At 70.8% G+C, this 23,991-nt stretch carries 22 protein-coding genes; 9 read left to right on the top strand and 13 right to left on the bottom strand.

The annotated features are described in order from the left end of the window. The first annotated feature begins 363 nt into the window (after window positions 1-363). From ACFY12_RS28150 to ACFY12_RS28125, 6 genes are all read left to right on the top strand, one after another. Window positions 364-1,938, top strand: coding sequence for a sensor histidine kinase (locus ACFY12_RS28150; protein ID WP_390718711.1), 1,575 nt, complete (start codon window positions 364-366; stop codon window positions 1,936-1,938). 3 nt (window positions 1,939-1,941) lie between these two features. Further along, entirely contained in the window at window positions 1,942-2,346 is a 405-nt protein-coding gene (locus ACFY12_RS28145) for a roadblock/LC7 domain-containing protein (protein ID WP_390718710.1), read from the top strand. Next, a complete protein-coding gene (locus ACFY12_RS28140; RefSeq protein WP_390718709.1) occupies window positions 2,343-2,696 on the top strand; it encodes a DUF742 domain-containing protein in 354 nt (117 codons plus the stop codon). The genes ACFY12_RS28145 and ACFY12_RS28140 overlap by 4 nt, the downstream gene beginning before the upstream one ends. Then, window positions 2,677-3,297, top strand: coding sequence for an ATP/GTP-binding protein (locus tag ACFY12_RS28135; protein ID WP_390718708.1), 621 nt, complete (start codon window positions 2,677-2,679; stop codon window positions 3,295-3,297). Before ACFY12_RS28140 ends, ACFY12_RS28135 begins: the two co-directional genes overlap by 20 nt. After that, window positions 3,294-4,571 (top strand): cytochrome P450, encoded by a 1,278-nt coding sequence (locus tag ACFY12_RS28130; protein ID WP_390718707.1) that lies wholly within the window; start codon window positions 3,294-3,296, stop codon window positions 4,569-4,571. Before ACFY12_RS28135 ends, ACFY12_RS28130 begins: the two co-directional genes overlap by 4 nt. Before the next feature lie 347 nt (window positions 4,572-4,918). Then, complete coding sequence (locus ACFY12_RS28125; protein WP_390718706.1) at window positions 4,919-8,005, top strand: amino acid adenylation domain-containing protein; 3,087 nt, start codon at window positions 4,919-4,921, stop codon at window positions 8,003-8,005. 68 nt (window positions 8,006-8,073) lie between these two features. On the opposite strand, the gene ACFY12_RS28120 is transcribed toward ACFY12_RS28125, so the two are convergent. Together ACFY12_RS28120 and ACFY12_RS28115 are read right to left on the bottom strand one after the other, a co-directional pair. Further along, window positions 8,074-8,433, bottom strand: coding sequence for a hypothetical protein (locus ACFY12_RS28120; RefSeq protein WP_390718705.1), 360 nt, complete (start codon window positions 8,431-8,433; stop codon window positions 8,074-8,076). Between the two features lie 139 nt (window positions 8,434-8,572). Further along, complete coding sequence (locus tag ACFY12_RS28115; RefSeq protein WP_390718704.1) at window positions 8,573-9,583, bottom strand: SGNH/GDSL hydrolase family protein; 1,011 nt, start codon at window positions 9,581-9,583, stop codon at window positions 8,573-8,575. A gap of 181 nt (window positions 9,584-9,764) precedes the next feature. Between ACFY12_RS28115 and ACFY12_RS28110 the strand changes: the two genes are divergently transcribed. Continuing rightward, complete coding sequence (locus ACFY12_RS28110; RefSeq protein ID WP_390718703.1) at window positions 9,765-10,955, top strand: PucR family transcriptional regulator; 1,191 nt, start codon at window positions 9,765-9,767, stop codon at window positions 10,953-10,955. Window positions 10,956-10,993: 38 nt separating this feature from the next. On the opposite strand, the gene ACFY12_RS28105 is transcribed toward ACFY12_RS28110, so the two are convergent. Further along, window positions 10,994-11,890 (bottom strand): phenylalanine 4-monooxygenase, encoded by an 897-nt coding sequence (locus ACFY12_RS28105; RefSeq protein WP_390718702.1) that lies wholly within the window; start codon window positions 11,888-11,890, stop codon window positions 10,994-10,996. A 315-nt stretch (window positions 11,891-12,205) separates the two neighbouring features. Between ACFY12_RS28105 and ACFY12_RS28100 the strand changes: the two genes are divergently transcribed. Further along, on the top strand, window positions 12,206-13,273 hold the full coding sequence (locus ACFY12_RS28100) for a sugar ABC transporter substrate-binding protein (protein WP_390718701.1): 1,068 nt from the start codon (window positions 12,206-12,208) through the stop codon (window positions 13,271-13,273). A 164-nt stretch (window positions 13,274-13,437) separates the two neighbouring features. On the opposite strand, the gene ACFY12_RS28095 is transcribed toward ACFY12_RS28100, so the two are convergent. From ACFY12_RS28095 to ACFY12_RS28050, 10 genes are all read right to left on the bottom strand, one after another. Then, window positions 13,438-13,917, bottom strand: coding sequence for an Lrp/AsnC family transcriptional regulator (locus ACFY12_RS28095; protein WP_390718700.1), 480 nt, complete (start codon window positions 13,915-13,917; stop codon window positions 13,438-13,440). A gap of 232 nt (window positions 13,918-14,149) precedes the next feature. Continuing rightward, window positions 14,150-14,833 (bottom strand): response regulator, encoded by a 684-nt coding sequence (locus tag ACFY12_RS28090; protein WP_390718699.1) that lies wholly within the window; start codon window positions 14,831-14,833, stop codon window positions 14,150-14,152. A 122-nt stretch (window positions 14,834-14,955) separates the two neighbouring features. After that, window positions 14,956-15,567 carry a potassium-transporting ATPase subunit KdpC gene (gene kdpC / locus ACFY12_RS28085; protein ID WP_390718698.1) on the bottom strand — a complete coding sequence of 204 codons (612 nt, stop codon included), beginning with the start codon at window positions 15,565-15,567 and terminating at the stop codon, window positions 14,956-14,958. A 5-nt stretch (window positions 15,568-15,572) separates the two neighbouring features. Further along, on the bottom strand, window positions 15,573-17,723 hold the full coding sequence (kdpB, locus tag ACFY12_RS28080) for a potassium-transporting ATPase subunit KdpB (protein WP_390718697.1): 2,151 nt from the start codon (window positions 17,721-17,723) through the stop codon (window positions 15,573-15,575). Next, window positions 17,720-19,384, bottom strand: coding sequence for a potassium-transporting ATPase subunit KdpA (gene kdpA, locus ACFY12_RS28075; RefSeq protein WP_390718696.1), 1,665 nt, complete (start codon window positions 19,382-19,384; stop codon window positions 17,720-17,722). The genes kdpB and kdpA overlap by 4 nt, the downstream gene beginning before the upstream one ends. Window positions 19,385-19,393: 9 nt before the next feature. Then, complete coding sequence (gene kdpF, locus ACFY12_RS28070; RefSeq protein ID WP_390718695.1) at window positions 19,394-19,483, bottom strand: K(+)-transporting ATPase subunit F; 90 nt, start codon at window positions 19,481-19,483, stop codon at window positions 19,394-19,396. Further along, window positions 19,480-19,659: a hypothetical protein gene (locus ACFY12_RS28065; RefSeq protein ID WP_390718694.1), complete on the bottom strand. Its 180-nt coding sequence runs from the start codon at window positions 19,657-19,659 to the stop codon at window positions 19,480-19,482. The genes kdpF and ACFY12_RS28065 overlap by 4 nt, the downstream gene beginning before the upstream one ends. Before the next feature lie 126 nt (window positions 19,660-19,785). Continuing rightward, window positions 19,786-20,562, bottom strand: a complete 777-nt coding sequence (locus tag ACFY12_RS28060; protein WP_390718693.1) for a GNAT family N-acetyltransferase — start codon at window positions 20,560-20,562, stop codon at window positions 19,786-19,788. Between the two features lie 165 nt (window positions 20,563-20,727). Further along, window positions 20,728-21,537 (bottom strand): SDR family NAD(P)-dependent oxidoreductase, encoded by an 810-nt coding sequence (locus tag ACFY12_RS28055; RefSeq protein ID WP_390718692.1) that lies wholly within the window; start codon window positions 21,535-21,537, stop codon window positions 20,728-20,730. Between the two features lie 351 nt (window positions 21,538-21,888). Next, window positions 21,889-22,068: a DUF6126 family protein gene (locus ACFY12_RS28050; RefSeq protein ID WP_390718691.1), complete on the bottom strand. Its 180-nt coding sequence runs from the start codon at window positions 22,066-22,068 to the stop codon at window positions 21,889-21,891. A 314-nt stretch (window positions 22,069-22,382) separates the two neighbouring features. On the opposite strand from ACFY12_RS28050, the gene ACFY12_RS28045 reads away from it, so the two are divergent. After that, window positions 22,383-23,894, top strand: a complete 1,512-nt coding sequence (locus tag ACFY12_RS28045) for an FUSC family protein (protein WP_390718690.1) — start codon at window positions 22,383-22,385, stop codon at window positions 23,892-23,894. Window positions 23,895-23,991: the final 97 nt, after the last annotated feature.

Genomic DNA, 23,991 nt, shown 5'->3' with positions numbered 1-23,991 from the left:
GGCGTTGGAGCGGGTTGACCAGGATCTCGGGTGTATGCGCAGGTGGCGGGGTGTGCAAGGGTGCTTGGGCGGCCTTGTCGTCGAAATGGCCCCCGCTCCAGCCGTATTGACGGAGCGTCGATGTACGGCCACGGGTGGTGTGACGGCCGTCTCGGCCGGGTGTGGCCGTAGCTGTGTCACCCGGCGCATGAGTAGTGATCAATTCCGGTTATAGTGCTACCAGTTGGGTACCCGGGGTGAGCGGTCCCCGTGTTCTCGGCTCATGACGTAATGCCGCCTCGGGTAGGAGGGGTCGGCGGGACGGATATCGTGCCTGCCGCGCCGTACCCCAGGCGCCACGTAAGCCCATGATTGAGGATGCTGATGGTTCGTACTGCGTCGTCACCCGGAGGCTCGCATTCCGGCTCCGTTGCGGCGTGGTCGGCACCCGCTGCCATGGCTGCCGTGGCGACCGCGGTCGCCGGACCGCTCGTGCCGGCCGTGGCCACGAGCGCGGTGATCTGGTGCGGTGCCCTCGCCACCGTGGCCATCGCCCTCGTCTCGACGGTGGCGGCACGGCGGGGCCAGGCCCTGGCCGCGGTCCGCGCCGAGGCCGCCGAGCGGGAGGCCCGGCTCCTCCGGCATCTGCGGCAGCAGGAAGCGGCGACGATCCACCTCGCCGAGGAGCAGCTTCCGGTGGCCGTCAGCCGCCTCCAGGAAGGCGAGTTCGCCGAGGACGTGCTGGGGTCCCTCACCGTCACGGACGACGGGCTCAGCCCGCAGTTCCGCGCGGCGCACGAAGCTCTGCTGCGCTCGGTGGTCGAGGCGGTGCAGGCCGAGGAGTCCCTGCGCGACTCCGCGCAGCGCGGTGTGGTCAACGTCGCCCGCCGGGTCCAGGCCATCGTGCACCAGCAGGCCACGGACCTGCGCGTGATGGAGGACCGGCACGGTCAGGAGCCGGCGTTCTTCGCCGACCTGCTCAGGCTCGACCATGGCACGGCGCTCATCGGGCGGCTGGCGGACAGCATCGCCGTCCTCAGCGGTGCCCGGCCGGGACGGCAGTGGAGCAAGCCGGTGCCGCTCTACAGCGTGCTGCGCGGGGCGATGTCGCGGATCCTCGACTACCAGCGGGTGGAACTGCACTCCGTCGCGGAGGTCGCCGTCGTCGGGCCGGCCGTCGAGCCGCTCATCCACGCCCTGGCCGAACTGCTGGACAACGCCACGCGGTACTCGCCGCCCAAGACCCGCGTCCACCTGACCGCGGTGGAGGTGCACATGGGCATCGCCATCGAGATCGAGGACGGCGGTATCGGCCTCAGCGAGGAGGCCCGGGAGCGGGCCGAGCGGATGCTGACCGAGGCCCAGGCCGGGATCGACCTCAAGGACCTCGGTGAGTCGCCGCGGCTGGGTCTCGCGGTGGTCGGCCGTCTGGCGCGGGCGTACGACTTCCAGGTGGCGCTGCCGCCCTCGGCCTACGGGGGAGTGCGCGCCGTACTGAGCGTGCCGAAGGCGTCGATCACCACCGCGCCCGCACCGGGCAGGGCACACGGCATCGGCTCGGCCTCGGGCCCGCGTCCGGAGCCGCGCCGGTCCGCGCCGCCCGCCGCCGCATGGGCCGACGACACCCCGATCGAGCACTCGGCGCCGCGGGCCGCGCAGGCGGGCACCGGTGGACGTGACGAGGACACCGGCACCCACGCGGTGGCGGAACGCGGCTGTGCCGAGGAGGAGCCCACCGCGACCACGGTGACGGCCAGCGGCCTGCCGCAGCGGCGCCGGCGCACTCCGAATCCGGCGGCCCGTAAGGCGGCGCCCCCCAGGCCGGGCCCAGCGGCGACCGCGCACGAAGAACCGGCGCCCGGTGTCTGGATGGCCGAACTGCACAGTGGCCTCTCCGGCGAGCGGCAGTCGTCCGCCCCCGCCCGGACCAGCAACGACACGTCAGACAAGGGTGAGTAACCGATGCAACAGCGCGCGGACATGGACTGGATGCTCAAGGACCTCGCGGAGAGCGTCCCCCAGACCCGCCATATCGTGGTGCTGTCGTCCGACGGCCTGTGCATGGCCCGGTACGACACGAGCGCGGACACCGCCGACCGCCTGGCCGCCATCGGTTCCGGACTGCAGAGTCTCTCCAGCGCGGTCGCCGCGGAGTTCCCGCACAGCAACGGCCGGATGCGGATGGTCGTCATCGAGGTCAACGGCGGCTTCCTGTACCTGATGGCCGCCGGCGCCGGCGCGCATCTCGCCGTGCTCGCCGACGAAGGGGTGGACGCGGGCCTCGTCGGACAGTGCATGCGCGACCTCGTGGCCCGGATCGGCGCCCACCTCACCAGCCCGCCGCGGGCCGACGGACCGACGCGGTGAGCAAAGCCGGTCAGGACTGGGACGAGGGCGGGCCGGAGCGGCTCTACGTGATAACGGGGGGCCGCTCACAGAGCGACCAGCACGCCCCGCTCGACCTTGTCACACTGATCGTCGCCAAGGAGGAGGCGCAGCTGGGCATGCAGCCCGAATTCGCCGCCATCCTCCGGATCTGCCGCACGCCGCTCTCCGTCGCCGAGATCTCCGCGCACCTGGCGCTGCCGGCGAGCGTCGTCGGCGTGCTCCTCCACGACCTCTTGGCCGATGGGCGGGTGGAGGCCCGCGCGCCGGCCGCCCAACACCCCGACATAGCACTGATTGAGGCGGTTATCCATGGTCTCCAGAAGCTCTGACACCGTCATGGAGCCTCGGCGCGAGGACCAGTTGCCGTCGACGGTCTCCACCGCCGTCAAGATCGTCATCGTCGGTGGATTCGGCGTCGGCAAGACCACCCTCGTCCGCTCGGTGAGCGAGATCCGGCCGCTGACGACCGAGGAGACGATGACGGAGGCGGGCGCCGGTGTCGACGACGTCTCCGGAATCGAGCGTAAGACGGTGACCACCGTCGCCATGGACTTCGGCCGGATCAGCCTGAACGAGGAGCTGGTGCTCTACCTGTTCGGCACGCCGGGCCAGCAGCGGTTCTGGTTCCTGTGGAACGGTCTCTTCGAAGGAGCGCTCGGCGCCGTCGTCCTGGTCGACACCCGGCGGCTCGAAGTCAGCTTCGACGTCATCGGCCGCCTGGAGGAGGCCGAAGTACCGTTCGTGATCGCCGTCAACGCCTTCCCCGACGCGGCCTCGTACCCCGTCGAGGAGCTGCGCGGCGCACTGGACCTGCCGGAACAGGTGCCGATCGTGGTGTGCGACGCCCGCGACCGGGCGTCGAGCCGGGACGTCCTGATCACCCTCATGCGCTACCTGCGCTCCTTCGCCCAGCTCCCGGAGCCCCAGTGACCGCCAACTTCCCCGAGCACCCCACCGATCACCACCCGGCTCCGCCGCCGGGCTGCCCGGCACACGGCGGCGCCTCCGAGAACCTGTACCGCCTGCACGACCCAGAGGTCCAGGCCGAACTCGTGGCCGTGTACGAGAAGCTGCGCGCCGAGTACGGCCCGGTCGCCCCGGTACTCGTCCAGGGCGACCTCCCGGCCTGGCTGGTCCTCGGGCACCGGGAGAACCTGGAGGTCCTGCGCACCCCGAGCGTCTTCTCCCGCGACTCACGGCACTGGCGGGACATGGCCGAGGGCCACGTACCGGCCGACCACCCGCTGGCGCCGGTCACCACCTGGCAGCCGCTGTGTGTCTTCGTCGACGGGGAGGAGCACAGGCGCCTCCGCGGCGCGGTCACCGACAGCCTGGGCCGCTTCGAGTCCCGCGGCATCCGCCGCCATGTCACCCGCTTCACCGGCGAACTGATCGACGAGTTCGCCGGATCGGGGACGGCCGACCTGGTGAGCCAGTTCGCCGCCGAGATTCCGCTTCGTGTGATGACCCAGCTGTTCGGTATGCCGGAGGAGCACGGACCGGGCCTGACCGCCGCCGTCCAGGACGCGCTGAAGGGTACGGAGACCGCGGCGGCCAGCAACACCTACATCACTCAGACCCTCCAGCAGCTGGTCGACCGGAAGCGTGCCCACCCCGGCCACGACTTCCCGTCCAAGCTGATAGAGCACCCCGCGGGCCTCAGCGACGACGAGATCCGCGAACACATGCGGCTCATCCTCACCGCGGCCAACGAGACCACGGTCAACCTGATCGCGAACACCCTGTGCATGGTGCTCACCGACCCCCGGTTCCGGGCGCACCTGACCGGCGGCCATATGACCCTGCCCGACGCGCTGGAGCAGGTCATGTGGGACGAGCCGCCGCTGATGACGCTGCTGGGACGCTGGGCGACCAGCGACACCCGGCTCGGCGAACAGACCATCAGGAAGGGGGAGATGCTGCTGCTCGGTCTGCGCGCGGCGAACGTGGACCCGGCGATCCGCCCCGATCTGACGGCCCCGGTGCACGGCAACCGCTCCCATCTGGCCTTCAGCGGCGGCCCGCACGAGTGCCCGGGCCGGCACATCGGCCGGGCGATCGCCGACACGGCCGTCGACACTCTGCTCACCCGGCTCCCGGACCTCCGGCTGGCCGTTCCCGAGACGGAACTGGAGTGGTCGTCGTCGCTGATGTACCGCCAGCTCGTCGCGCTGCCGGTGCAGTTCACGCCGCCCCGCCGCTAGGGCGCTTCTGACGGAGATCCGTCAGAAGCGCGCGCCCTGGTCCTTGCCGCCGGCCGCCGACGTGGAGCCGTGCGGGGAATGAGTTCGACCTCCGTATGGGCTTCGTATGGCCGTTGTCAATGTGATCCTTGTTGCCTCACTGCAAGGTGTGGTCCTGTCTTAGTGTGATGCCGATGCGTGCACCGATGCTGGGGAGCACCTATGGGGCAGGACGTGCGGGCGTGGTCCGCTGACCGCAGCCGCTGTGACGGCGGGCATCACCGGCCTGCGCCGGACGCGGAGCAGGTGCTCCAAGTCCGCGTCCCCCGGCTCCCGTTCGCACCCGCCGTCCCCCGTGTGGAGCCTTGATGAACACCAGCACGCCCCTCGCCGGCGCCCGGAACCCCGCACCGGACTCCGCCCCGCCAAGTGCCGCACTGCCCGGCCTGTTCGCCCACCGGGCGGCCTGCGCGCCGCGTGACCCGGCCGTGCGGGACGGCGACCGGACCTTCAACTACCGGGAACTCGACGACTGGTCGGAGTCCGTATCACAAGCGCTTCGCGCCCGGGGGGTACGCGGTGGCGAGGCCGTCGCCGTCCTGGGCACCCGCTCCTGGGAGGCGACGGTCACCATGGCCGGCGTCCTGAAAGCAGGTTCGGTCTGCGTTCCCGTGGACGCCCACCACCCCTCGGCCCGCACCGCCGAAATGCTCACGGACGCCCGTACGCGGCTGGTCGTGGTCCTTCCCGGGCATACCGCGGCGGCGCAGGGCACGGATCACGGACCGGCCGAGTGGGTCGCCTTCGACGACCTCATGGCGGCGGACCCCGGCCCCGGTGGTGATCTCCCGGCGGCCGTGCGGCGCCGGCCCGACGACTGCGCGTACCTGCTCTTCACCTCCGGTACCACCGGCCGCCCCAAGCCCGTGGTCTTCCCGCACCGCGCCGTGGCCCGGCTCGCCGCCGGGGGCCACCCCTGGTGCCCCGGCCCCGGCACTCGCGTCCTCCAGAGCTTCGGTCTCTCCTTCGACGGCTCGCTCTTCGAGACCTGGACCACCCTGATCAACGGGGGCTGCCTCGTCGTGGCCGAACGGGACGTCCTCCTGGACACCGAGCGGCTCCGGTCGGTGATCCGCGCCGAACGCATCACCCACACCTTTCTGACGACCAGTCTGTTCCACCATGCCGTACGCACCCACCCCGCGATCTTCGGCTCCCTGGAGATGGTGCTGATGGGCGGTGAGGCCATGGACCCGGACCTGGCCGCGGCCGTCTGCGTGGCCGGGCGGCCGCGCCACCTCATCAACGGCTATGGCCCGACCGAGGGCGGCATCATGGTCACCGCGTACGACGTCGACCAGGTGCCGCCCAGCGCATCCGCCATCCCGATCGGGCGGCCGGTGGCCGGCAGCAGCTGCCATCTGCTGCGCGCCGACGGCACCCCGGCCGGTGTGGGCGAGGACGCGGAGATCCATATCGGCGGGGAAGGCCTCGCCCTGGAGTACCTCGACCGGCCCGATGAGACCGCCCGGGCCTTCGTCACCCACCACACCCCCTCCGGAGCAGCGCTCCGGCTGTACCGCAGCGGCGACGTCGGGCGTCTGCGCGCCGATGGCACGCTGGAGTTCCGGGGCCGGACCGACCGCCAGGTCAAGGTCCGCGGCTTCCGGATCGAACTGGACGCGGTGGAAGCCCTGCTGCGCGGGCACCCCGATGTCGCCGAAGCCGCAGTGGTCGTCCGGAGCAACGACGGGATCGGCAGGGGACTCACCGCCTTCGTCACCGCGGCGAACTCCGCCGCCCCCGACCAGGCCGCCCTCCACGCCCACCTCTCCGGCAGCCTGCCCGCGCACGCCCTGCCCGCCCCCATCACCGTCCTCGACCGCCTCCCCCTCACCGTCAACGGGAAGACCGACTACACGGCGCTGCGGAACTCCGCGGACCCCGCCGTCCTCCGGTGCGGTACCGAACGGGCCGCCGCCCACCGCAGCCGCGACGCCGTCGCCGAGATCTGGGCCGAGGCGCTCGGCACGCCGGTTTCCGAAGGCACCGACTTCTTCGCCGAAGGAGGCAACTCCCTGCTGGCGGCCCATACGGTCACCCGCACCCTGGCCGCCCTCGGGCTGGCAGCCGACCGCTTCGCCCCGCTGCTGCGCTGCCTGCTCGCCACTCCCACCCTCGCCGCCTACCGCTCCGCGGCCCGCCGCGAGTCCGCCGGCCGGCCGGACGACACGGAACCGGAGGACACCCCGCGGCCGGACTTCGAGGCCGAGGCCCGACCGGAGCCGCTTCGTCCGGTCTCCTCGGCCCCCGCGCCCCGGCCCACCCGGGCCCGCCACATCCTGCTCACCGGGGCCACCGGATTCGTCGGGGCGTTCCTCCTCGCACGCCTGCTGAGAGACACCGACGCCACCATCCACTGCCCTGTTCGCGCGGCCGACCGCCCCCGGGCGACGCACCGCGTCCACGAGGCGATGGAGCGCTACGGCCTGCCGCTCACCGCACCCGACCGGATCCACGCCCTCCCCGCCGACCTGGCCCGCCCCGCGCTGGGCCTGGCCCCCGCCGACTTCGACCGGCTCGCGGACACCGTGGACCTCGTCCTGCACAACGCGGCACACGTCAACTTCCTCTACCCGTACCACCAGTTGCGGCAGGCGAACGTGACGGCTGTCCGTACCCTCGTCCGGCTGGCCGGGCCGCGCCGCATCCCCTTCCATTACGTGTCCTCGACCGCGGTGTTCGCCGGCAGCGGCGTCGGCGGCGTACGGCATGTCGACGAGACCACCCCGCTCAGCCACCCCGAACTGCTCAGCATGGGGTACCCCGAGACCAAGTGGGTGGCCGAGCGGCTGCTCGGACACGCGGCCGGCGCCGGGCTGCCGGTCACCGTCCACCGTCCGTACGAGATAACCGGCCACAGCCGGACCGGAGTCTGGAACACCTCCAGCGCCATCTGCGCCGTCTTCGACGCCATCGTGCGCATGGGCATGGCGCCCGCGGTGCCGCTCCCGCTCGATCTGGTGCCCGTCGACGCCGTCACCGACGCGATCGTCGGCATCGCCACCCGGCTTCCCCACCTCGGCGGGGCGGTCCATCTGACCAACCCCCGGCCGGGGTTTCTCGCCGACATGGTCGACCGTATGCGCGCCGCCGGACACCGCGTCGACGAGGTGAGCTACCAGCGCTGGAGGGAGGCGCTCGTCGACCATGTGCGCGCCCACCCCACCGCACCCATCGCGCCGTTCACCCCGCTCTTCCTCACCCCCGCCCACCAGGCCGGCTTCAGCGTCAAGGAGATGTACTTCGACACCGTCTTCCCCGAGGTGCGGCGTACCCGCACCGATCAGCTCTGGCCGTCCTGGCGGTCCTCCTGCCCCCCGGTGGACGAGGCGATGCTGGATGCCTGCCTCACCAGCCTCCGGCGCGCGGGCCTCCTCCTCGGCCGCGCCTGACCGGGCCGGGCGGTCTCTGGTGTCCGGCGTCCGGCGGTCTGGTGTCCGACGTCCGGTGTCCGGTGGCCTCAGGACTGCTTCACCCTGCGGGCGTCGACCTCGCCCGCGTACCGGAATACCCGCAGGGGCGGGCCGGCGGTACCACGGCGGGTCTCCCCGCTGTCCACGAACATGTAGCGGTGCGGCCCGACGTCCAGATAGGCGAGTCGCCTCGTATCGTCCGCGCGCCAGTCGACGCGGCAGGGCACGTCCGTGCGCAGGTTCCGGATGAGCGGTGGCGCGTCGGAGCCGATGACCAGCCAGACGCTCTCCCGCGCCCGGCCGCGTACGGCCGGCTGCCAGCGCTGGGCCTCGGGGTGACGGGGCGGCGGCTCCCGTACCCAGCCGCCGGGGCCGAGTCGCCAGGGACCGTTCGTCGGACCGTTCATCGCGCGTCCCGCTTTCGTGAGCGGATATGTCCAGTGTGCGCGCAGAGGGGCCATCGCCCAAGCCGGGGGAGGAGAAGACCGTGCCCCGCCCGTCCCGGGGATCCGGGCCGGACGGGGCACAGGTGCGGCAGGGGGTGGCTCAGTGGCCCAGCGCCTTCAACACGGCGTCGGCCATCACGCGTTCACCGGTGGCGTTGGGGTGCAGCGGCACCGCCGGCGAGCCCGGGAGGATGCCTTCGATCCAGGGGGACGAAGAGCAGCCGTCATGGCCCTTCGTCGGACCGAGGGTGTCGACGAAGGTGGCGCCCGCCGCGGTGGCGGCCTGAGCCACCTTGTCGTTGAGCTCGCCGACGACGGAGCGCAGGAAGCGGAGATCGCCGGTCGTGGCCGGCATCTTGCCGAAGCACTTCTTCGGGTCGTCGGGGAGCACCGCGGGGTAGCCGGCGACCACCACCTTGGCCTTCGGCGCCTTGGCGGACACCTTGCGGAGGCCGTCGGTCAGCTTCGTGGCGGCGGAGTCGAGCCGCTTGCTGAGCGTGTCGCCGTAGAAGTCCTTGCACGGCGAGCCGAACGGGTTGGTCAGGGACAGGGCGGAGCACGCGACCACGACATCGACGAAGCCGAAGTCGGAGGTGCCGAGGTCGTTGCCGCCCATGGTGAGGGTGACCAGGGACGTGTCGGACGTGACGGCGTCGAGCTGGGGGCCGTTGACGACGATGCCGAGGTCGGTCTGGGATGTGCTGAGCGCGCTCACCTTGGCGCCGGCGCAGGTCATGTCCGCGTACGAGGACGAGCCGAGGGCCTTGGCGATGAGGTGGCCGTAGTTGCGGTCGGAGCGCAGGCACAGGCCCGCGGAGAGCCTGGGGATGCCCGCCCCGGCGGCGTAGGAGTCCCCGAGGGCCACGTACTTCCCGGTCCCGACCGGGGCCGGGGACGCGGCGTGGGCGGCGGTGGGCACGGTCGTGACGGTGAGGGCGGAGGCGAGGAGCGCGGCACCGGACAGCACGGACGCACGCTTCCCGGCGCGTGGGGCGCGTGGGGTGCGGGCGGTGCGTTCGGTGCGGGCGGTATGGGAGGCGCCGGCGGTACCGGCAGCGTCACCGGCGGTACCAGCAGCGCTGGTGGTGCGCGTTGTCGTGGTTCTGGACATGGTTCCCCTTGAGGAGGCAGCACGAAGGACGGAGATCGGATACCGGCCGGTAACGTCCTCGTATCGTGACTGCCGCACGCCGCACGAACCATGTGCCGACGCACAGCACCACACCCACCCCTGTTGTCCCCGAGTACAAATTCCCTCCCGTCCGCGCCCACACCTTTGTAACCTGCGGTTCATGAGCCGCAGACTCGTCGCGCCCGCCGAAATCGCCCCCATAGCGGCGTCCTTGCTGCCCCGTGCCGAGGAACTGGGCGCACGGATGGCCCGCCGTATACGCATCGAGGTGCCGTACTACGAGGACGAGGACCAGGTGCCGTTCGCGGAGCTGACCGAATCGTGCCGGCGCAACTGTGAACAGGTCCTGCGGCTGCTCGTCGACGGTGACAGCACCGCTCTGACCACGGCACAGGAGACCGGCCGCGAACGGGCCCGCGCGGGCACCCCGCTGGCCGAGCTGCTGCACGCCTACCGGGTCGGGTCAGAGGTCCTGTGGTCCGAGATCGCCGCCGAGACCCGCGCCGCGGAGGACCTCACCGCCGACACGGTCATGTCCCTGGCCGGGTGGTGGGTGAACGGCGGCCTCGCGGCGTCGGCCAGCGACGCGTACCGGGAGGAGGCCTCCGAACTGGTGCTCCAGCGGGAGCGGGAACGATCGGCCATGGTCGAGGCTCTGTTCACCGGCCTGCTCACCGACCGTACGACGCTCTGGGAGGCCGCCGATGTGCTCGGTCTGCCGACCGGCGGACCGTACGTCGTGATCGCCGCCGAGGTGCCAGCCCCCGGCCGGGAGGCGCTGCCCGGCATCGAGGCCCGCCTCCGGTCCGACCAACTGCGCTCGGCCTGGCGCCTGTTGCCGGACCTCCACGTGGGCGTGGTCGCCGTCCAGCGCCCCGGGGCCGAGGAAGCGGTGTTACGCGCCCTGGAGCGGGCGCACACCTCCCGTGTGGGCGTCAGCCCCTCGTACCGTGCCCTGCCGGAGACCCCCAGGGCCCTGCGGCTCGCCCGCCTCGCCCTCACCGGGGTGCGCGGCCGGGCCAAGGGCATCGCGCGCTTCGCCGACAGCCCGGCCGCGCTGCTGGTGGCGGCGGCCCCGGACGAGGCCGGACGGATCGCCCGGGCCGTCTTCGAGGGCGTGCTGCGGCTGCCGGCCGCCGAGCGGGACCGGCTGCTGGGGACGCTGGAGTGCTGGTACGCGGCGGCCGGCTCGGCGGCCGAAGCCGCGAAGCTCCTGTACTGCCACCGCAACACCGTCCGCTACCGGCTGCACCGGCTCGAGGAGCTGACCGGGCGCTCCCTGCAGGACCCCCGCGCGGTCGCCGACCTCGCCGTGGCGCTGCACGCGCTGCGGCTGGCACCCCCGGAGTAGGCCGTGTCCTCCTGGGCTGTCAGCGCCGATGGGGCATCTCACGCCCGGTCGCGGGAGATCTCCGGCAGCCGCAGCCGGTTGGCGATGTCGTCGTCGAGGTCCGCGCAGAAGGAGCCGAGGGTGTCCTCGAGGTGCTCGAGGGAGCGGGCGGCGAACAGTACGGGCTGGTATCCGGAGATGCGGTAGGGCGTGCCGGCGGCGTCGCGGATGTCCAGTTCGCGGACCTCGCGGCGGTCGTGGGCGCCGATCTCCCCGTAGGACGACAACAGCGCCGCACCGTAGGCCTTGGGGGTGCCGGACTCCATGACCAGGCCGTATTCGAGGGTGAACCAGTACACCCGGCTGAGCACGTCGAGGGCCTCTTCGGTGCGGACCTGGTTGGCGGCGTGTCCGATGAGGCGGTACAGCGCCGCGAAGCGCGGGCACGACAGATGGATGCCGTGCCCGAACACGTCGTGCAGGACGTCGGGTTCGGGCGTGTAGAGCGGTACGGCGGGATGCCGGACGAACTGCACGGCGTGGAAGTAGCCGTGCTCCATCGACCCCAGGAACCGCTCGTTGGGCACCACCCCGCCGGCCAGTGTGAAGGCGAATCCCGTACGGGGCAGGAGCGCGGCGCTGACCTCCGCGTGCTGCGGGATCCGGTCGGCCGGAATGCCCGCGTCCGCACTGGCGTCGAGCACTGCACGGCATGCGTGGCCACGGTGTGCCGGGCCGAGCGCCCGGTACACCACCCGCCAGGTGCGGTGCTCCGCCTCCGTGTAGTCGACGGCCGCGTAGGGGGCCCCGACGCGGTGCGTCTCGGCCGGTGCGGCGAGCGCGTCCCGGCGCCGCCGGTAGGCCGGATCGCTGCGGCCGGGGTGCTGGGCCGCCACGCCCAGTCGGCCCTCGGCGGTCACCGGCGTCTGTCTCCAGGTCGAGTTCGCGGTGTTCATGTCGGTCCCTTGCCCCCCTGCCCCTGGGCATCGCGCCGCCGCCGACGCCGGATCCGGCCGTGCGGCACCGCGTCTTCCTCAAGTTTGGCATGCCGCTCCGAAGGGTGCATCCGGGTGATGAGCGACATTGCGGAGATAAAGGTGCGGTTCCGGATATGCGACGGCAGGAACGTCGTTCAGAGGTCAACTAGTGCCTCACTTTCATATCGTTCTTGCTTCGATTCTTGACGCTGGTGCGCGAGGTGACGTTCACTGCCGGAGTTCTGGGCCGGGTCAGGCGGCCCCATGGGAGGTACCGAAATAATGAATGCAATAATGCGGCGTGTTCTCACCGGTGCGGTGGCGCTTTCACTGGCGGCACCGTTGGCGGCCTGCGGGAAAGACGACAAGGACGCCGATGCCGGCAAGGACACCATCGGCCTTCTCCTCCCGGAGAACAAGGCGGACCGTTACGAGAAGTTCGACCGCCGCATCATTTCTTCGCGGCTCGCGAAGCTGTGCCTGGAATGCACGGTGGATTACGGCAACGCCGAGCAGCAAGTCAGTACCCAGAAGAGCCAGTTCGACGCGCTGGTGGAGAAGGGCGTCAAGGTCATCATTCTGGACCCGGTCGACGCGCAGGCGGCCAAGAGCTGGGTGGACTCGGCCGCGAAGAAGGGGGTCCAGGTCGTCTCCTACGACCGGCTCGCCGAGGGCGATGTCGCCGCGTATGTCTCCTACGACAACGAGAAGATCGGCCGGCTCCAGGGCGAGGCCCTGCTCACCGCGCTGGGCCCCAAGGCGGGCAGCGCGAACGTCGTCATGCTGAACGGTTCGCCGACCGACCCGAACGCGCCGTCCTACAAGAAGGGCGCCCATGCTGCCCTCGACGGCAAGGTCCGCAAGGTCGTCTACGAGAAGGACATCCCCGACTGGTCCGCCGCCGAGGCCAAGAAGGAGATGTCCGATGCTATCAACTCCCTTGGCGCGCAGGGATTTGACGCGGTCTACTCGGCCAACGACGGTTTGGCCGATGGTATTGCTGAAGCGCTCAAGGCGGGCGGTGTCAAGAATGTTCCGGTCGGCGGTCAGGACGCCGAACTCCCCGCACTGCAGCGCCTGATCTCCGGCGCCCAGGCCTTCACCCTTTACAAGGAGGTCCGGCCGGAGGCGGAAACGGCGGCCGAAATCGCCTTCGGTCTGCTGCGTGGGAAGAGCATCAGCTCCGTCACCACGACCACGGCCGGCAACAAGACCAAGTCCGGTATCCCGGCACGGCTGTTCAAGGCGAAGGTCGTCACCAAGAAGAATATGAAGGACACCGTCGTCCGCGACGGTGTGGTCCGGACGGATCTGCTCTGTGCCGATCTCGCCGCGGAGTGCCAGTCCCTCGGGCTGAGGTGACGTCACGTCAGTGAGCCGGCGCCCGGCGGCCACCTCCGCGTACGGAAGCGGAGCGCGGCCGCCGGGGCCGGGACGCCCTCAGGGTGCTTCTGACGGATCTCCGTGGCGGAAACGCCCTGGCCCATGGCGCGCACCGGCGGGGCCCCGAGAGACCCCGGGCCCGCTCACCGCCGCTTCGCGGCTCCGCCCACCGCCTCGATCAGCGGCAGCATCCGGTGCGGCACCCGCTCGCGCAGCGCCATCTCCGTACGGGTACGGACCGCGCCCGGCAGGTTGATCAGCCGCTGGATCACGTCCTCCAGATGCGCCGCGTCCCGTGCCACCACCCGCGCCAGCAGATCCCCGCCACCGGTCGTCGAGAACGCCTCGATGATCTCCGGGACCTCCGCCAGCGCCTCGGCCACCTCCTCCAGATACCCCTGGGTGACCTCGATGTGCACGAACGCGAGCAGCGGGTGACCGAGCGCGGCCGGTGACAGCCGAGGGCTGTACGCGGTGATCACACCGTCCCGCTCCAGCCGGTCCAGCCGTGCCTGGACGGTGCCCCGGGCGACACCGAGGAGGCGTGCGTACTCCCGCACGCTGGTGCGCGGCTGCTCCAGCAGCAGCCGCAGGATCTTGGCGTCCAGGGTGTCCACCGGCATGTTCGTGCGGGCTCCTCGCGGTAGGGCTGAGGTCTGGGCTGTGGTCGGCGAATCTCCCTTCGACCGTACCAATGGCCCAGTGCTCACGCCGTGGCGGCGGCCGGTGGCCAGGGCATCGCCTGCCGTCAGCAGGAGGGGCAGCAGCGCCGGCTCTCCCGCATGCCACGTGGCCCGCTCTCCGTGTGAGGTGGCGAGTCTCCGCGTGAGGTGGCGCGGGCCGAAGCCCGGGTGGTCAGGGGTCGAAGCGGTAGCCCATGCCGGGCGCGGTGTGGAAGTGCCGGGGATGTGCCGGGTCGGCTTCCAGTTTGCGCCTGAGCTGCGCCATGTACACGCGAAGATAATTGGTCTGCGAGAGGTGCGAGGGACCCCACACCTCCTCCAGCAGCTGCCGCCGGCCGACGAGCCGCCCGCTGTTGCGTATGAGGACTTCGAGCAGGTGCCATTCGGTCGGGGTGAGGCGGACGTCGCGCCCGGCGCGCCGGGCCTTCTTGGCGAGGAAGTCGATGGTGAACTCCTCGGTCGTGATGACCGCGTGGTCGGCGGATCGCGGTGTGGAAACGATCCTGCGCGCGGCGGCGCGCAGCCGGGCCAGGAGTTCGTCCATGCTGAACGGCTTGGTGATGTAGTCGTCGGCCCCCGCGTCGAGTGCGGCGACCTTCTCGTCGGACGTCCGTCGGGCGGAGACCACGAGGATCGAGGCCCGGCTCCACTCCCGCAGTTCCCTGATCACGTCGATGCCGTCCATGTCCGGCAGCCCGAGGTCGAGCAGGACGACGTCCGGTGGCCGTGCGGCGGCGAGCCGCAGGGCGTGTGCTCCGTCGGGCGCGGTGTCCACATCGTGGCCGCGCGCCTTCAGGTTGATCTCCAGAGCCCGTACGAGCGGTGGTTCGTCCTCGACCACCAGCACCCGGGTCATCGGTGTCACCTCTCTGTGCTGTGCTGTGTCGTCTTGTTGTTGGTGCGTGCCGTGTGGTGCCGTGACGACCGGCGCGGGTGGCCGACGGGAAGTCGGCCACCCGCGCTACGGTCACGTCCGGGTCACTTCCGGGCCAGTTCCCTGACCGCGATGTTCAGCTTCAGGACGTTCACCGAGGGCTCGCCGAGGAAACCGGCGGTCCGGCCGATGGTGTTCGCCTTCACGAGCTTCTCGACCTGGGCGACGCTCAGTCCGTTGTGCTTGGCGACCCGCTTGACCTGGATCCCGGCGTAGTCGACGGAGATACCGGGGTCGATGGCGGAGGCCGAACCGGTGACCGCGTCCTTGGGGACCTCGGACTGCGGTACGCCGTTGAACTCGGCCACCTGCTGCTTGGCGTCCCGCACGTTCTTCACCAGCGTGGGGTTGTCGGCGCCGAGCTGGCTGGAGCCGGTGGTCATCGGGTCGTAACCGCTGTTGGACGGGCGGGGCTGGAACCACTTGGGGTCGGGCTTGCCCGTTCCCTCGATGTTCCAGCTCTGGCCGATGAGTTCGGAGCCGACGACCTTGCCGTCGACCGTCACCTCGGAGCCGTTGGCCTTGTCGTGGAAGAGTCCCTGCGCGATGCCGGTGACGGCGAGCGGGTAGAGGACGCCGCACACGACCGTGAGGACCAGCAGGACGCGCAGCGAGGCCCAGGTCAGACGGATGGTGCTTGCTACGGAGTTCTTCACGACGGTCACCCGATTCCGGGGATCAGAGAGATGAGCAGGTCGATGATCTTGATGCCGATGAACGGCGCGATCAGTCCGCCCAGGCCGTAGATGCCGAGGTTCCGCCGCAGCATCCGGTCGGCGCTCATCGGCCGGTACTGCACGCCCTTGAGGGCGAGGGGCACCAGCGCGATGATGATCAGCGCGTTGAAGATGACCGCGGACAGGATCGCGGACTCGGGCGAGGCCAGGCCCATGATGTTGAGCTTGTCCAGGCCCGGGTAGGCCACGGAGAACATCGCCGGGATGATCGCGAAGTACTTCGCGACGTCGTTGGCGATCGAGAACGTGGTCAACGCGCCCCGGGTGATGAGGAGTTGCTTGCCGATCTCGACGATCTCGATGAGCTTGGTCGGGTTGGAGTCGAGGTCGACCATGTTGCCGGCCTCCTTGGCGGCCGACGTCCCGGTGTTCATCGCCACACCGACGTCCGCCTGGGCCAGCGCCGGGGCGTCGTTCGTCCCGTCACCGGTCATCGCGACCAGCTTGCCGCCGGCCTGCTCGCGCTTGATCAGCGCCATCTTGTCCTCGGGCGTGGCCTCGGCGAGGAAGTCGTCCACGCCCGCCTCATCGGCGATGGCCTTGGCCGTCAGCGGGTTGTCACCCGTGATCATGATGGTCTTGATGCCCATCCGGCGCAGCTCGTCGAACCGCTCCCGCATGCCCTCCTTGACGACGTCCTTGAGGTGGATGACGCCCAGGACCCGGGGACCCCTGGCGTCGTCGACGGCGACCAGCAGCGGGGTGCCGCCGGCCTGCGAGATGGCGTCGGTCAGCTGCTGGGCGTCCTCGGCGACCTCGCCGCCGCGCTCCTGGACCCAGGCGACGACCGAACCCGTCGCGCCCTTGCGGACCTTGCGGTGGGAGCCGTCCTCGGTGACGTCCACGCCCGACATCCGGGTCTGCGCGGTGAACGGCACCCACTCGGCGTCCACCAGCTCGCCCTGGTGGCGCTCGCGCAGCCCGTACTTCTCCTTGGCCAGGACGACGATGGAACGGCCCTCGGGCGTCTCGTCGGCCAGCGAGGAGAGCTGGGCGGCGTCCGCGACCTCCGCCTCGGTCGTACCCCGTACGGGGACGAACTCGGCGGCCTGGCGGTTGCCGAGGGTGATGGTGCCGGTCTTGTCCAGCAGCAGCGTCGACACGTCACCCGCGGCCTCGACCGCGCGCCCCGACATCGCCAGGACGTTGCGCTGGACGAGGCGGTCCATGCCCGCGATACCGATCGCGGAGAGCAGCGCGCCGATCGTCGTCGGGATCAGGCACACCAGCAGCGCCGTCAGGACGATCAGGGACGTCTGCTGGTCGGCACCCGCGTAGATCGCGAACGGCTTCAGGCTGACGACGGCCAGCAGGAAGACGATGGTGAGCGAGGCGAGCAGGATGTTCAGCGCGATCTCGTTGGGGGTCTTCTGCCGTGCGGCGCCCTCGACGAGGTTGATCATCCGGTCGATGAAGGTCTCACCGGGCTTCGTCGTGATCTTGATGACGATGCGGTCGGAGAGCACCTTCGTACCGCCGGTGACGGCCGAGCGGTCACCGCCCGACTCCCGGATGACCGGGGCCGATTCACCCGTGATCGCGGACTCGTCGACGGAGGCCACGCCCTCGACGACATCGCCGTCACCGGGGATGATGTCGCCGGCCTCGCAGACCACCAGGTCGCCGATGCGCAGCTCGGTACCGGGGACCTGCTCCTCCGCGTCACCGTTCAGCCGGCGCGCCACGGTGTCGGTCTTGGCCTTGCGCAGGGTGTCGGCCTGCGCCTTGCCCCGGCCCTCGGCGACCGCCTCCGCGAGGTTGGCGAAGATGACGGTCAGCCACAGCCACGCCGTGATGACCCAGCCGAACCAGGCGCCCGGGTCCGTGATCGCCAGGACGGTGGTGACCACCGAGCCGATCAGGACCACGAACATGACCGGGGACTTGACCATCACCCGCGGGCTGAGCTTGCGGAAGGCGTCGGGCAGCGACTTCAGCAGCTGCTTGGGGTCGAACAGGCCCGCGCCGACGCGCCCTTCCTCCTTGTGTCCGGTCGGGATGTCGCTGTGCGGCGCCCGGGTCGGGGTATCCGTGGACATGGCGTCCTCGTGCTTCTGTTGCGAATCAATGGTCATGACGACAGCCCCTCGGCGAGCGGGCCCAGGGCGAGCGCGGGGAAGAAGGTCAGACCGGTGATGATCAGGATCGTGCCGACCAGCAGCCCGGTGAAGAGCGGCTTCTCGGTACGGAGGGTGCCCGCGGTCTCCGGGACCGGCTTCTGCTCGGCGAGCGAACCGGCCAGCGCGAGCACGAACACCATCGGCAGGAAGCGGCCGAGCAGCATGCACAGGCCCAGGGTGGTGTTGAAGTACGGCGTGTTGGCGCCGAAGCCGGCGAACGCGGAGCCGTTGTTGTTCGAGGCCGACGTGTAGGCGTACAGCACCTCGGAGAAGCCGTGCGCCCCGATGTTGGTCATCGCCTCCTTGCCGTCCGGCAGGGCGATGGCCACCGCGGTGCCGATCAGCACCAGTGCGGGGGTGATCAGGATGTAGCAGGCCGCGAGCTTGATCTCACGGGTGCCGATCTTCTTGCCCAGGTACTCCGGAGTACGGCCGACCATCAGGCCCGCGATGAACACCGCGATGATCGCCATGACCAGCATGCCGTACAGGCCGGAGCCCACACCGCCGGGCGCGATCTCGCCGAGCATCATGCCCAGCAGAAGGACACCGCCGGACAGACCGCTGAACGAGTCGTGGAAGGAGTTGACCGACCCGGTCGACGTCATGGTCGTGGAGACGGAGAAGAGCGACGAGGCACCCTCGCCGAACCGCTGCTCCTTGCCCTCCATCGCGCCGCCCGCGAGGTGCGAGGCGGTGCCCGGGTGGGCGTACTCGAGCCAGGTCACGGCGACGACACCGGCGAACCAGATGATGCCCATGGCCGCGACGATCGAGTAACCCTGCTTGATCGAGCCCGTCAGCTTGCCGAAGGTGCGCGGCAGCGAGAACGGGATCACCAGCAGGAGGAAGATCTCCAGGAGGTTCGACAGCCCGTTGGGGTTCTCGAAGGGGTGGGCGGAGTTGGCGTTGAAGAAGCCGCCACCGTTGGTGCCCAGGTCCTTGATGGCTTCCTGGGAGGCCACCGCGCCGGGGCTGATCCCCTGCTGCTGACCGGTGAGGGTGGTGACGTGGTGGATGTCGCCGAAGTTCTGGATCGCCCCGCACGCCACCAGGATGACCGCGGCGATCACGGAGACCGGGATCAGGATGCGGACGGTGCCGCGCACCAGGTCGGCCCAGAAGTTGCCCAGGTCGCCGGTGCGGGACCGGGCGAAGCCGCGTACCAGCGCCACGGCGACCGCGATGCCCACGGCGGCGGAGACGAAGTTCTGCACCGCCAGACCGGCGGTCTGGGTGACATGGCTCATGGCCACCTCACCCGAGTACGACTGCCAGTTGGTGTTGGCGACGAACGAGGCGGCCGTGTTGAACGCCTGGTCCGGGGTGATCGGCTGGAAGCCGAGCGACAGCGGCAGCTTGTCCTGGACGCGCTGCATCACGTACAGGAAGAGCACGCCGACGGCGGAGAATATGAGAACGCCGCGCAGGTAGGCGGGCCAGCGCATCTCCGCGTCGGGGTTCGCGCCGACGCTGCGGTAGATCCACTTCTCTACGCGCAGATGCTTCTTGGAGGAGTAGACGGCGGCCATGTAGTCGCCGAGCGGGCGGTGCACCAGGGCGAGCGCGACGATCAGCGCGGTGACCTGGAGCACATCAGCAAGGACGGGGCTCATGTCGGTGGCTCAGAACCTCTCCGGGAACACGAGGGCGAGGACGAGATAGCCCAGCAGGGCGACGGCCACGATCAGGCCGATGAGGTTTTCCGTGATCACAGCTTGGCCACCCCCTTGGCGACGAGAGCCACCAGCGCGAACACCGCGATCGTGGCGACGACGAAGGCCACATCGGCCATCGTGAACTCCTGTAAGAGGTTCGGATTATCTGACCAGACGAGGAAACCGCGAGATGGCTCGATCTCGCTCTCCGTTGATGCCACCTTTACGGCCATTAGCGCTGCCTTGACGGCTTCCTAACGCATAGGTCCTGACCTGCGATGGAACCCCTGCGACGTTCGAATTCCGCGAGCGAATCGGCCACGGCGCCCGGCCACCGTGGCGCGTTCGGTACGAAACGTTCAGACGGCGAGACCGGCGCCGTGCCGGGCGGGCTGCCCGGCGAAGTGGTGGACGTACTCCTGCTCCAGGCGGAAGCCGGCGGTCCAGGCGAGGAGGCGGCTCGGACGGTTGTCGCGGGAGCAGGTCCAGCTGGGGATGTGCGCGCGGGCGGCGATGTCCTCGCACAGGGCCGTGATACAGGCCAGGGCGAGGCGCCGGCGGCGGTGTTCGGGGACGGTGAAGCAGGCGATGTCCTCGTACCTGGAGCCGCGGAAGTAGGTGCAGGCCATGGCGAGAACGTCGCCCTTGTGGAAGGCGGCCCAGCCGTGACCGGAGGCGGCGAGCCCGGCCGGACCGCCCCAGGTGGCGTGGATCCAGGCCGTACGGGCGGACAGCGCGGCCAGGGCCGGGGCGTCCTCGGGCGTCAGGCGGCGCACCGTCACACCGCGGGGCGGGCGCGGGTCCGGCACGGAGACGCGGTGCAGGTACGCCATGCGCTCCCACGGTACGAGCTGGTCGAAGGCGTGGCACAGCAGCGGCAGGAAGCGGGCGGGGGCCTGCACGTAGTGCGCGGCGAAGCGGGAGAGGTCGCACGGAGCCAGGGCCGTGGGGGCGCCGCGGAGCAGTACGTGGTCGGCGCAGGCCACGGCCAGGGCGCGGGGCTCAATGGCGCGGTCGGCCCACCAGCGACCGGTCCCCGAGACCAGCGCGTGTTCGGCCAGTGCGGTCGCCCCGGGAGGACCGGAGGCGAACCGGTCGGCGAGGGCGGGGAGTTGGTCGGCGGAGAGTTCGATCACGGGGACTCCTTATGAGAGGAGCGGGGTGGCCCACCCGGGCCACCCCGCTCGGTGGTTCAGCGCTGTCCGGCTTTGCTGCCGTGGTTGGCCTTCTTCTTCTTGCGGGCCTTCTTCTTGCGTGCGCGCTTGGACATGGGCGTCAGGGCCTTTCGGTCGGGGGGTTCTTCAGGCGTGCTGGCCGACGAGCTGGTCGGCGAGCTTGGTGAGGCGCTTGACCGTGCGGTCCTCGGTCGCCGCCTGCGCGGGCTCGACACGCTCGTCGCGGTCGTAGTAGGCGCCGTTGACGATCTCGGTCGCCGGGTCACAGAGGCGTACGACATGGCCCGCGCCCTCGGCCGCGGACGCGCCGGAGTTGGCGTACAGGGACATCAGCTCCGTCTCGCAGATGCCCGGGTGGACGGAGACCGCCGTGACGCGGGGGTCGGCGGCGAACACGGTGAGCGCCAGCTGCGACTGGGCGTAGGCCGCGAGCCGGGAGTAGCGGCGGGCGCGCTGCGGGTCGCTCCACTGGATGGAGGCGGTGCGGTGCAGCGACGACGACACATTGACCACCCGGCCGCCCGGCTCGGTGGTGAGCGCCGGCTCCAGCAGGCAGGTCAGCAGGTAGTGGGCGAGGAAGTTGACCTGGAAGGCGATCTCGTTGCCGTCCGCGGTGAGCGTGTGCCGCTCGGGGGCGGCCATCCCCGCGTTGTTGACCAGGACGTCCAGATGCGGGTGCTCGGCGACGACGCGCCGCGCCATCGCCTCGACCTCCTCCAGGCTCCTGAAGTCGGCGCCGAACACCCGCAGTCGGCCGGCGTCGGTGCCCGTGGTGGCGACGAGCTTGTCGGCCGCTGCCTGGGCGTCCTCGGTGGTGCGGCCGTGCACCAGGACAGTGGCGCCGCGCCCGGCGAGCTGCCCGGCGGTCTCGAAGCCGATGCCGGAGGTGGCGCCGGTGACCAGGACGGTACGGGAGGAGAGGTCAGAAGAGGACATGATCCATTCCGGGAAAGGTGACGAAAGGGGCAGGCATGCCAAGGAAACCCGAGGGGGTGTCAGGGCATGCGGATATACGAAGAGGCGCCGCGTCAGGTCACGGCGCCTCGTGGGGATACGGAGGACGAATCAGCGGAAAGCGGATGTCTCCGGACAGCGCGGCACGCGACGGATCCCCGTATGAGGAGGTCGGTCGAGGAGAAGCCAGGCGCTGTTCACATCACCCATCAAATGCCGTGCTGCACACGGCTTCAAGAGTTCTCCGCACCTCTTGACGCCCTTCTGATGAACCGCGGTCGGGGCGACGAGCAGGGGAGGGCGACGGCCGGTCTACTGAGGGCGGCGGCCGGTCTACTTCTGTGCGTGCGAGCCCAGGTAGAACAGAAGCGCCAGGAAACCCAGCAGCAGGTGACTCCCGGCGATGTAGACGAACACACGCCAGGACGCCCCGCGCTCCTTCTGCTTCTCGGAGAGCCCACCGCCGTGGGACGCCTGGGGTATGGGCCGCTCATCGGCACGGTTGTCGGACACAGCGCAAGTTTATGGGCACGACCCACCCGCCCGGCACGTCGGTCACCGTGTCCTCGACGTGTCCTCGACGGCGGGCGATACCGGTGGGCCGATGGCCTCCTCGTGGCACGTAAAGAACGCGTATGGATATACCAATGGCTCAGCGATTCCGGCTTCGGTTGAGCCAGCGGTCCGCCGGATGGTGTGATGTGACCGTCGATGGCGCTGCGGATCCCGCGGCGCCTTTTTCATGCGGGTTTTCCCACGGACGTGCGGGTCTTCCCACGGGTCGTTCACGTGCGTTCGCCACCGGAACGCGGAAGGGGCGGGAGTCTGTGCTGAAGAGGGTCTTCGTGGCCGCGGATGCCGGGCGGCTGCGGCTGCGCGGCGCCGTACGAGCCGTCCTCGGCATCGGCCTGGCGGTGGCGGTCTGCGGCCTCGTCGGGCACTCGCTCGTCGCGGCGGTCATCGGCGGCCTCGGCGCGCTCCTTGCCCTCTTCACCGTCACCGACACGACGGTCCGGGCACAGATGGTCAGCACCGCGCTGCTGCCGGCGGTCGGCTTCCCGGTGCTGGCCCTCGCGGCGGGTCTGCACGACCACCCCATGGCGCGGAACGTGGCGTTCCTCGCCATCGTGGGCGCGGGGGTGTACGCGCGCCGCTGGGGTCCGCGGGGGCATGCCCTGGGCGTCTTCGGGTTCATGACGTTCTTCGTGGCGCAGTTCCTGCACACGGTGCCGCGCCAGCTGCCCGAGCTGTACGCCGCCGTCGCCCTCTCCCTCCTGGTCTCCTCGGCCGTCCGGTTCGGCCTGTGGTGCTACGAGCGGAAACTGCCCCCGGCCGTCGCACCACCCGTGCTGCCGGACGGCTCCGGCCTGGCCCGTACGACCACCCGCCAGGCCGTCCAGGCGATGGCCGGCAGCGCGGTGGCCCTCCTGGCGGGGCAGCTGGTCTCCGAGCAGCGCTGGTACTGGGCCGTGGGCGCCGCCTGGTGGGTCTTCGTGAACACCGCGTCCCGCGGCGAGACCCTCGTCCGTGGGTTCCGGCGGATCCTCGGTACCGTGATCGGCATCGGCGTCGGCACGTTCGTGGCCATTCCGCTGCACGGGGCCGCCGTCCCCAGCGCGGTGCTCGCCGCGGTGTGCGTCTTCGGGATCTTCTACACCGCGGCCGTCTCGTACACCTGGATGATGTTCGCGGTCACGGTGCTGGCCGGACTGCTCTACGGGCTCCTCGGCGTCCTGGACATGAGCCTGCTCACGCTCCGCCTGGCCGAGACCGGCATCGGGGCCGCCGCCGCGGCGCTCGCCGTGCTGCTGGTGCTGCCGGTGACCACACACGCCACCACGGACGCCTGGATCCAGCGCGCCCTGCGCTGCGTACACGCCTGCGCCACCGAGGCGGCGGCCCGCCTGGCCGGTTCCGGCACCGCCGATCCGGCCCCCCGGGTGGCGGAACTGGAACAGCTGCTGGGCAGGGTGCGGCTCTCGCTCGCCCCGCTGGTGCATCCGCTGAGTCCACTGCGCAACCGTAAGGCGAGGGCCCGGCGCGTTCTGGAACTGCTCGACGACTGCGCCCGCGAGGTCCGGGGGCTGGCCTCCATCGCCGCCGACCCGGAGGCGTCACACGACGACCGCCTCACCGCCGCCTGCCGGCGGGTGGAGGCCGCCGTCGCGGCCCTCACCACGCCAGGCGGAGGGAATGAGCTGAAGGGCGCCGATCCGGTCGTCCCGCAGGCACCGGTTCCCGGGGCCGCGCTCGCGCATCTGCACGGCCTGGAGCAGAGCCTGGCGGAGCTGGCGGCCCCGCTGCGCGGTACCCGGCCCTCGCCTCTCGCCGGGGCCTGACGCCGCCGCGCACGGGCCGGCCGTCGGCCGGATCCGGCCACCGCGGCGGCCGACCGGTCCGTTCGGGCTGTTAGCGTCGCCGCGGTGTCCTGGCGGG

The sequence above is a fragment of the Streptomyces sp. NPDC001339 genome (assembly GCF_042895955.1).
GTDB lineage: Bacteria > Actinomycetota > Actinomycetes > Streptomycetales > Streptomycetaceae > Streptomyces.
The sequence above is the reverse complement of the archived record's forward strand: the minus strand, read 5'-3'. Positions and strand labels throughout refer to the sequence as shown.

Coding starts and splice junctions, on each gene's coding strand:
- kdpA (WP_390718696.1), bottom strand. CDS start 19,384: ATGAGCCCCGTCCTTGCTGATGTGCTCCAGGTCACCGCGCTGATCGTC.
- ACFY12_RS28135 (WP_390718708.1), top strand. CDS start 2,677: ATGGTCTCCAGAAGCTCTGACACCGTCATGGAGCCTCGGCGCGAGGAC.
- ACFY12_RS28095 (WP_390718700.1), bottom strand. CDS start 13,917: ATGCCGGTGGACACCCTGGACGCCAAGATCCTGCGGCTGCTGCTGGAG.
- ACFY12_RS28125 (WP_390718706.1), top strand. CDS start 4,919: ATGAACACCAGCACGCCCCTCGCCGGCGCCCGGAACCCCGCACCGGAC.
- ACFY12_RS28120 (WP_390718705.1), bottom strand. CDS start 8,433: ATGAACGGTCCGACGAACGGTCCCTGGCGACTCGGCCCCGGCGGCTGG.
- ACFY12_RS28115 (WP_390718704.1), bottom strand. CDS start 9,583: ATGTCCAGAACCACGACAACGCGCACCACCAGCGCTGCTGGTACCGCC.
- ACFY12_RS28100 (WP_390718701.1), top strand. CDS start 12,206: ATGCGGCGTGTTCTCACCGGTGCGGTGGCGCTTTCACTGGCGGCACCG.
- ACFY12_RS28145 (WP_390718710.1), top strand. CDS start 1,942: ATGCAACAGCGCGCGGACATGGACTGGATGCTCAAGGACCTCGCGGAG.
- ACFY12_RS28090 (WP_390718699.1), bottom strand. CDS start 14,833: ATGACCCGGGTGCTGGTGGTCGAGGACGAACCACCGCTCGTACGGGCT.
- ACFY12_RS28065 (WP_390718694.1), bottom strand. CDS start 19,659: ATGGCCGTAAAGGTGGCATCAACGGAGAGCGAGATCGAGCCATCTCGC.
- ACFY12_RS28055 (WP_390718692.1), bottom strand. CDS start 21,537: ATGTCCTCTTCTGACCTCTCCTCCCGTACCGTCCTGGTCACCGGCGCC.
- ACFY12_RS28150 (WP_390718711.1), top strand. CDS start 364: ATGGTTCGTACTGCGTCGTCACCCGGAGGCTCGCATTCCGGCTCCGTT.
- kdpB (WP_390718697.1), bottom strand. CDS start 17,723: ATGACCATTGATTCGCAACAGAAGCACGAGGACGCCATGTCCACGGAT.
- ACFY12_RS28105 (WP_390718702.1), bottom strand. CDS start 11,890: ATGAACACCGCGAACTCGACCTGGAGACAGACGCCGGTGACCGCCGAG.
- ACFY12_RS28110 (WP_390718703.1), top strand. CDS start 9,765: ATGAGCCGCAGACTCGTCGCGCCCGCCGAAATCGCCCCCATAGCGGCG.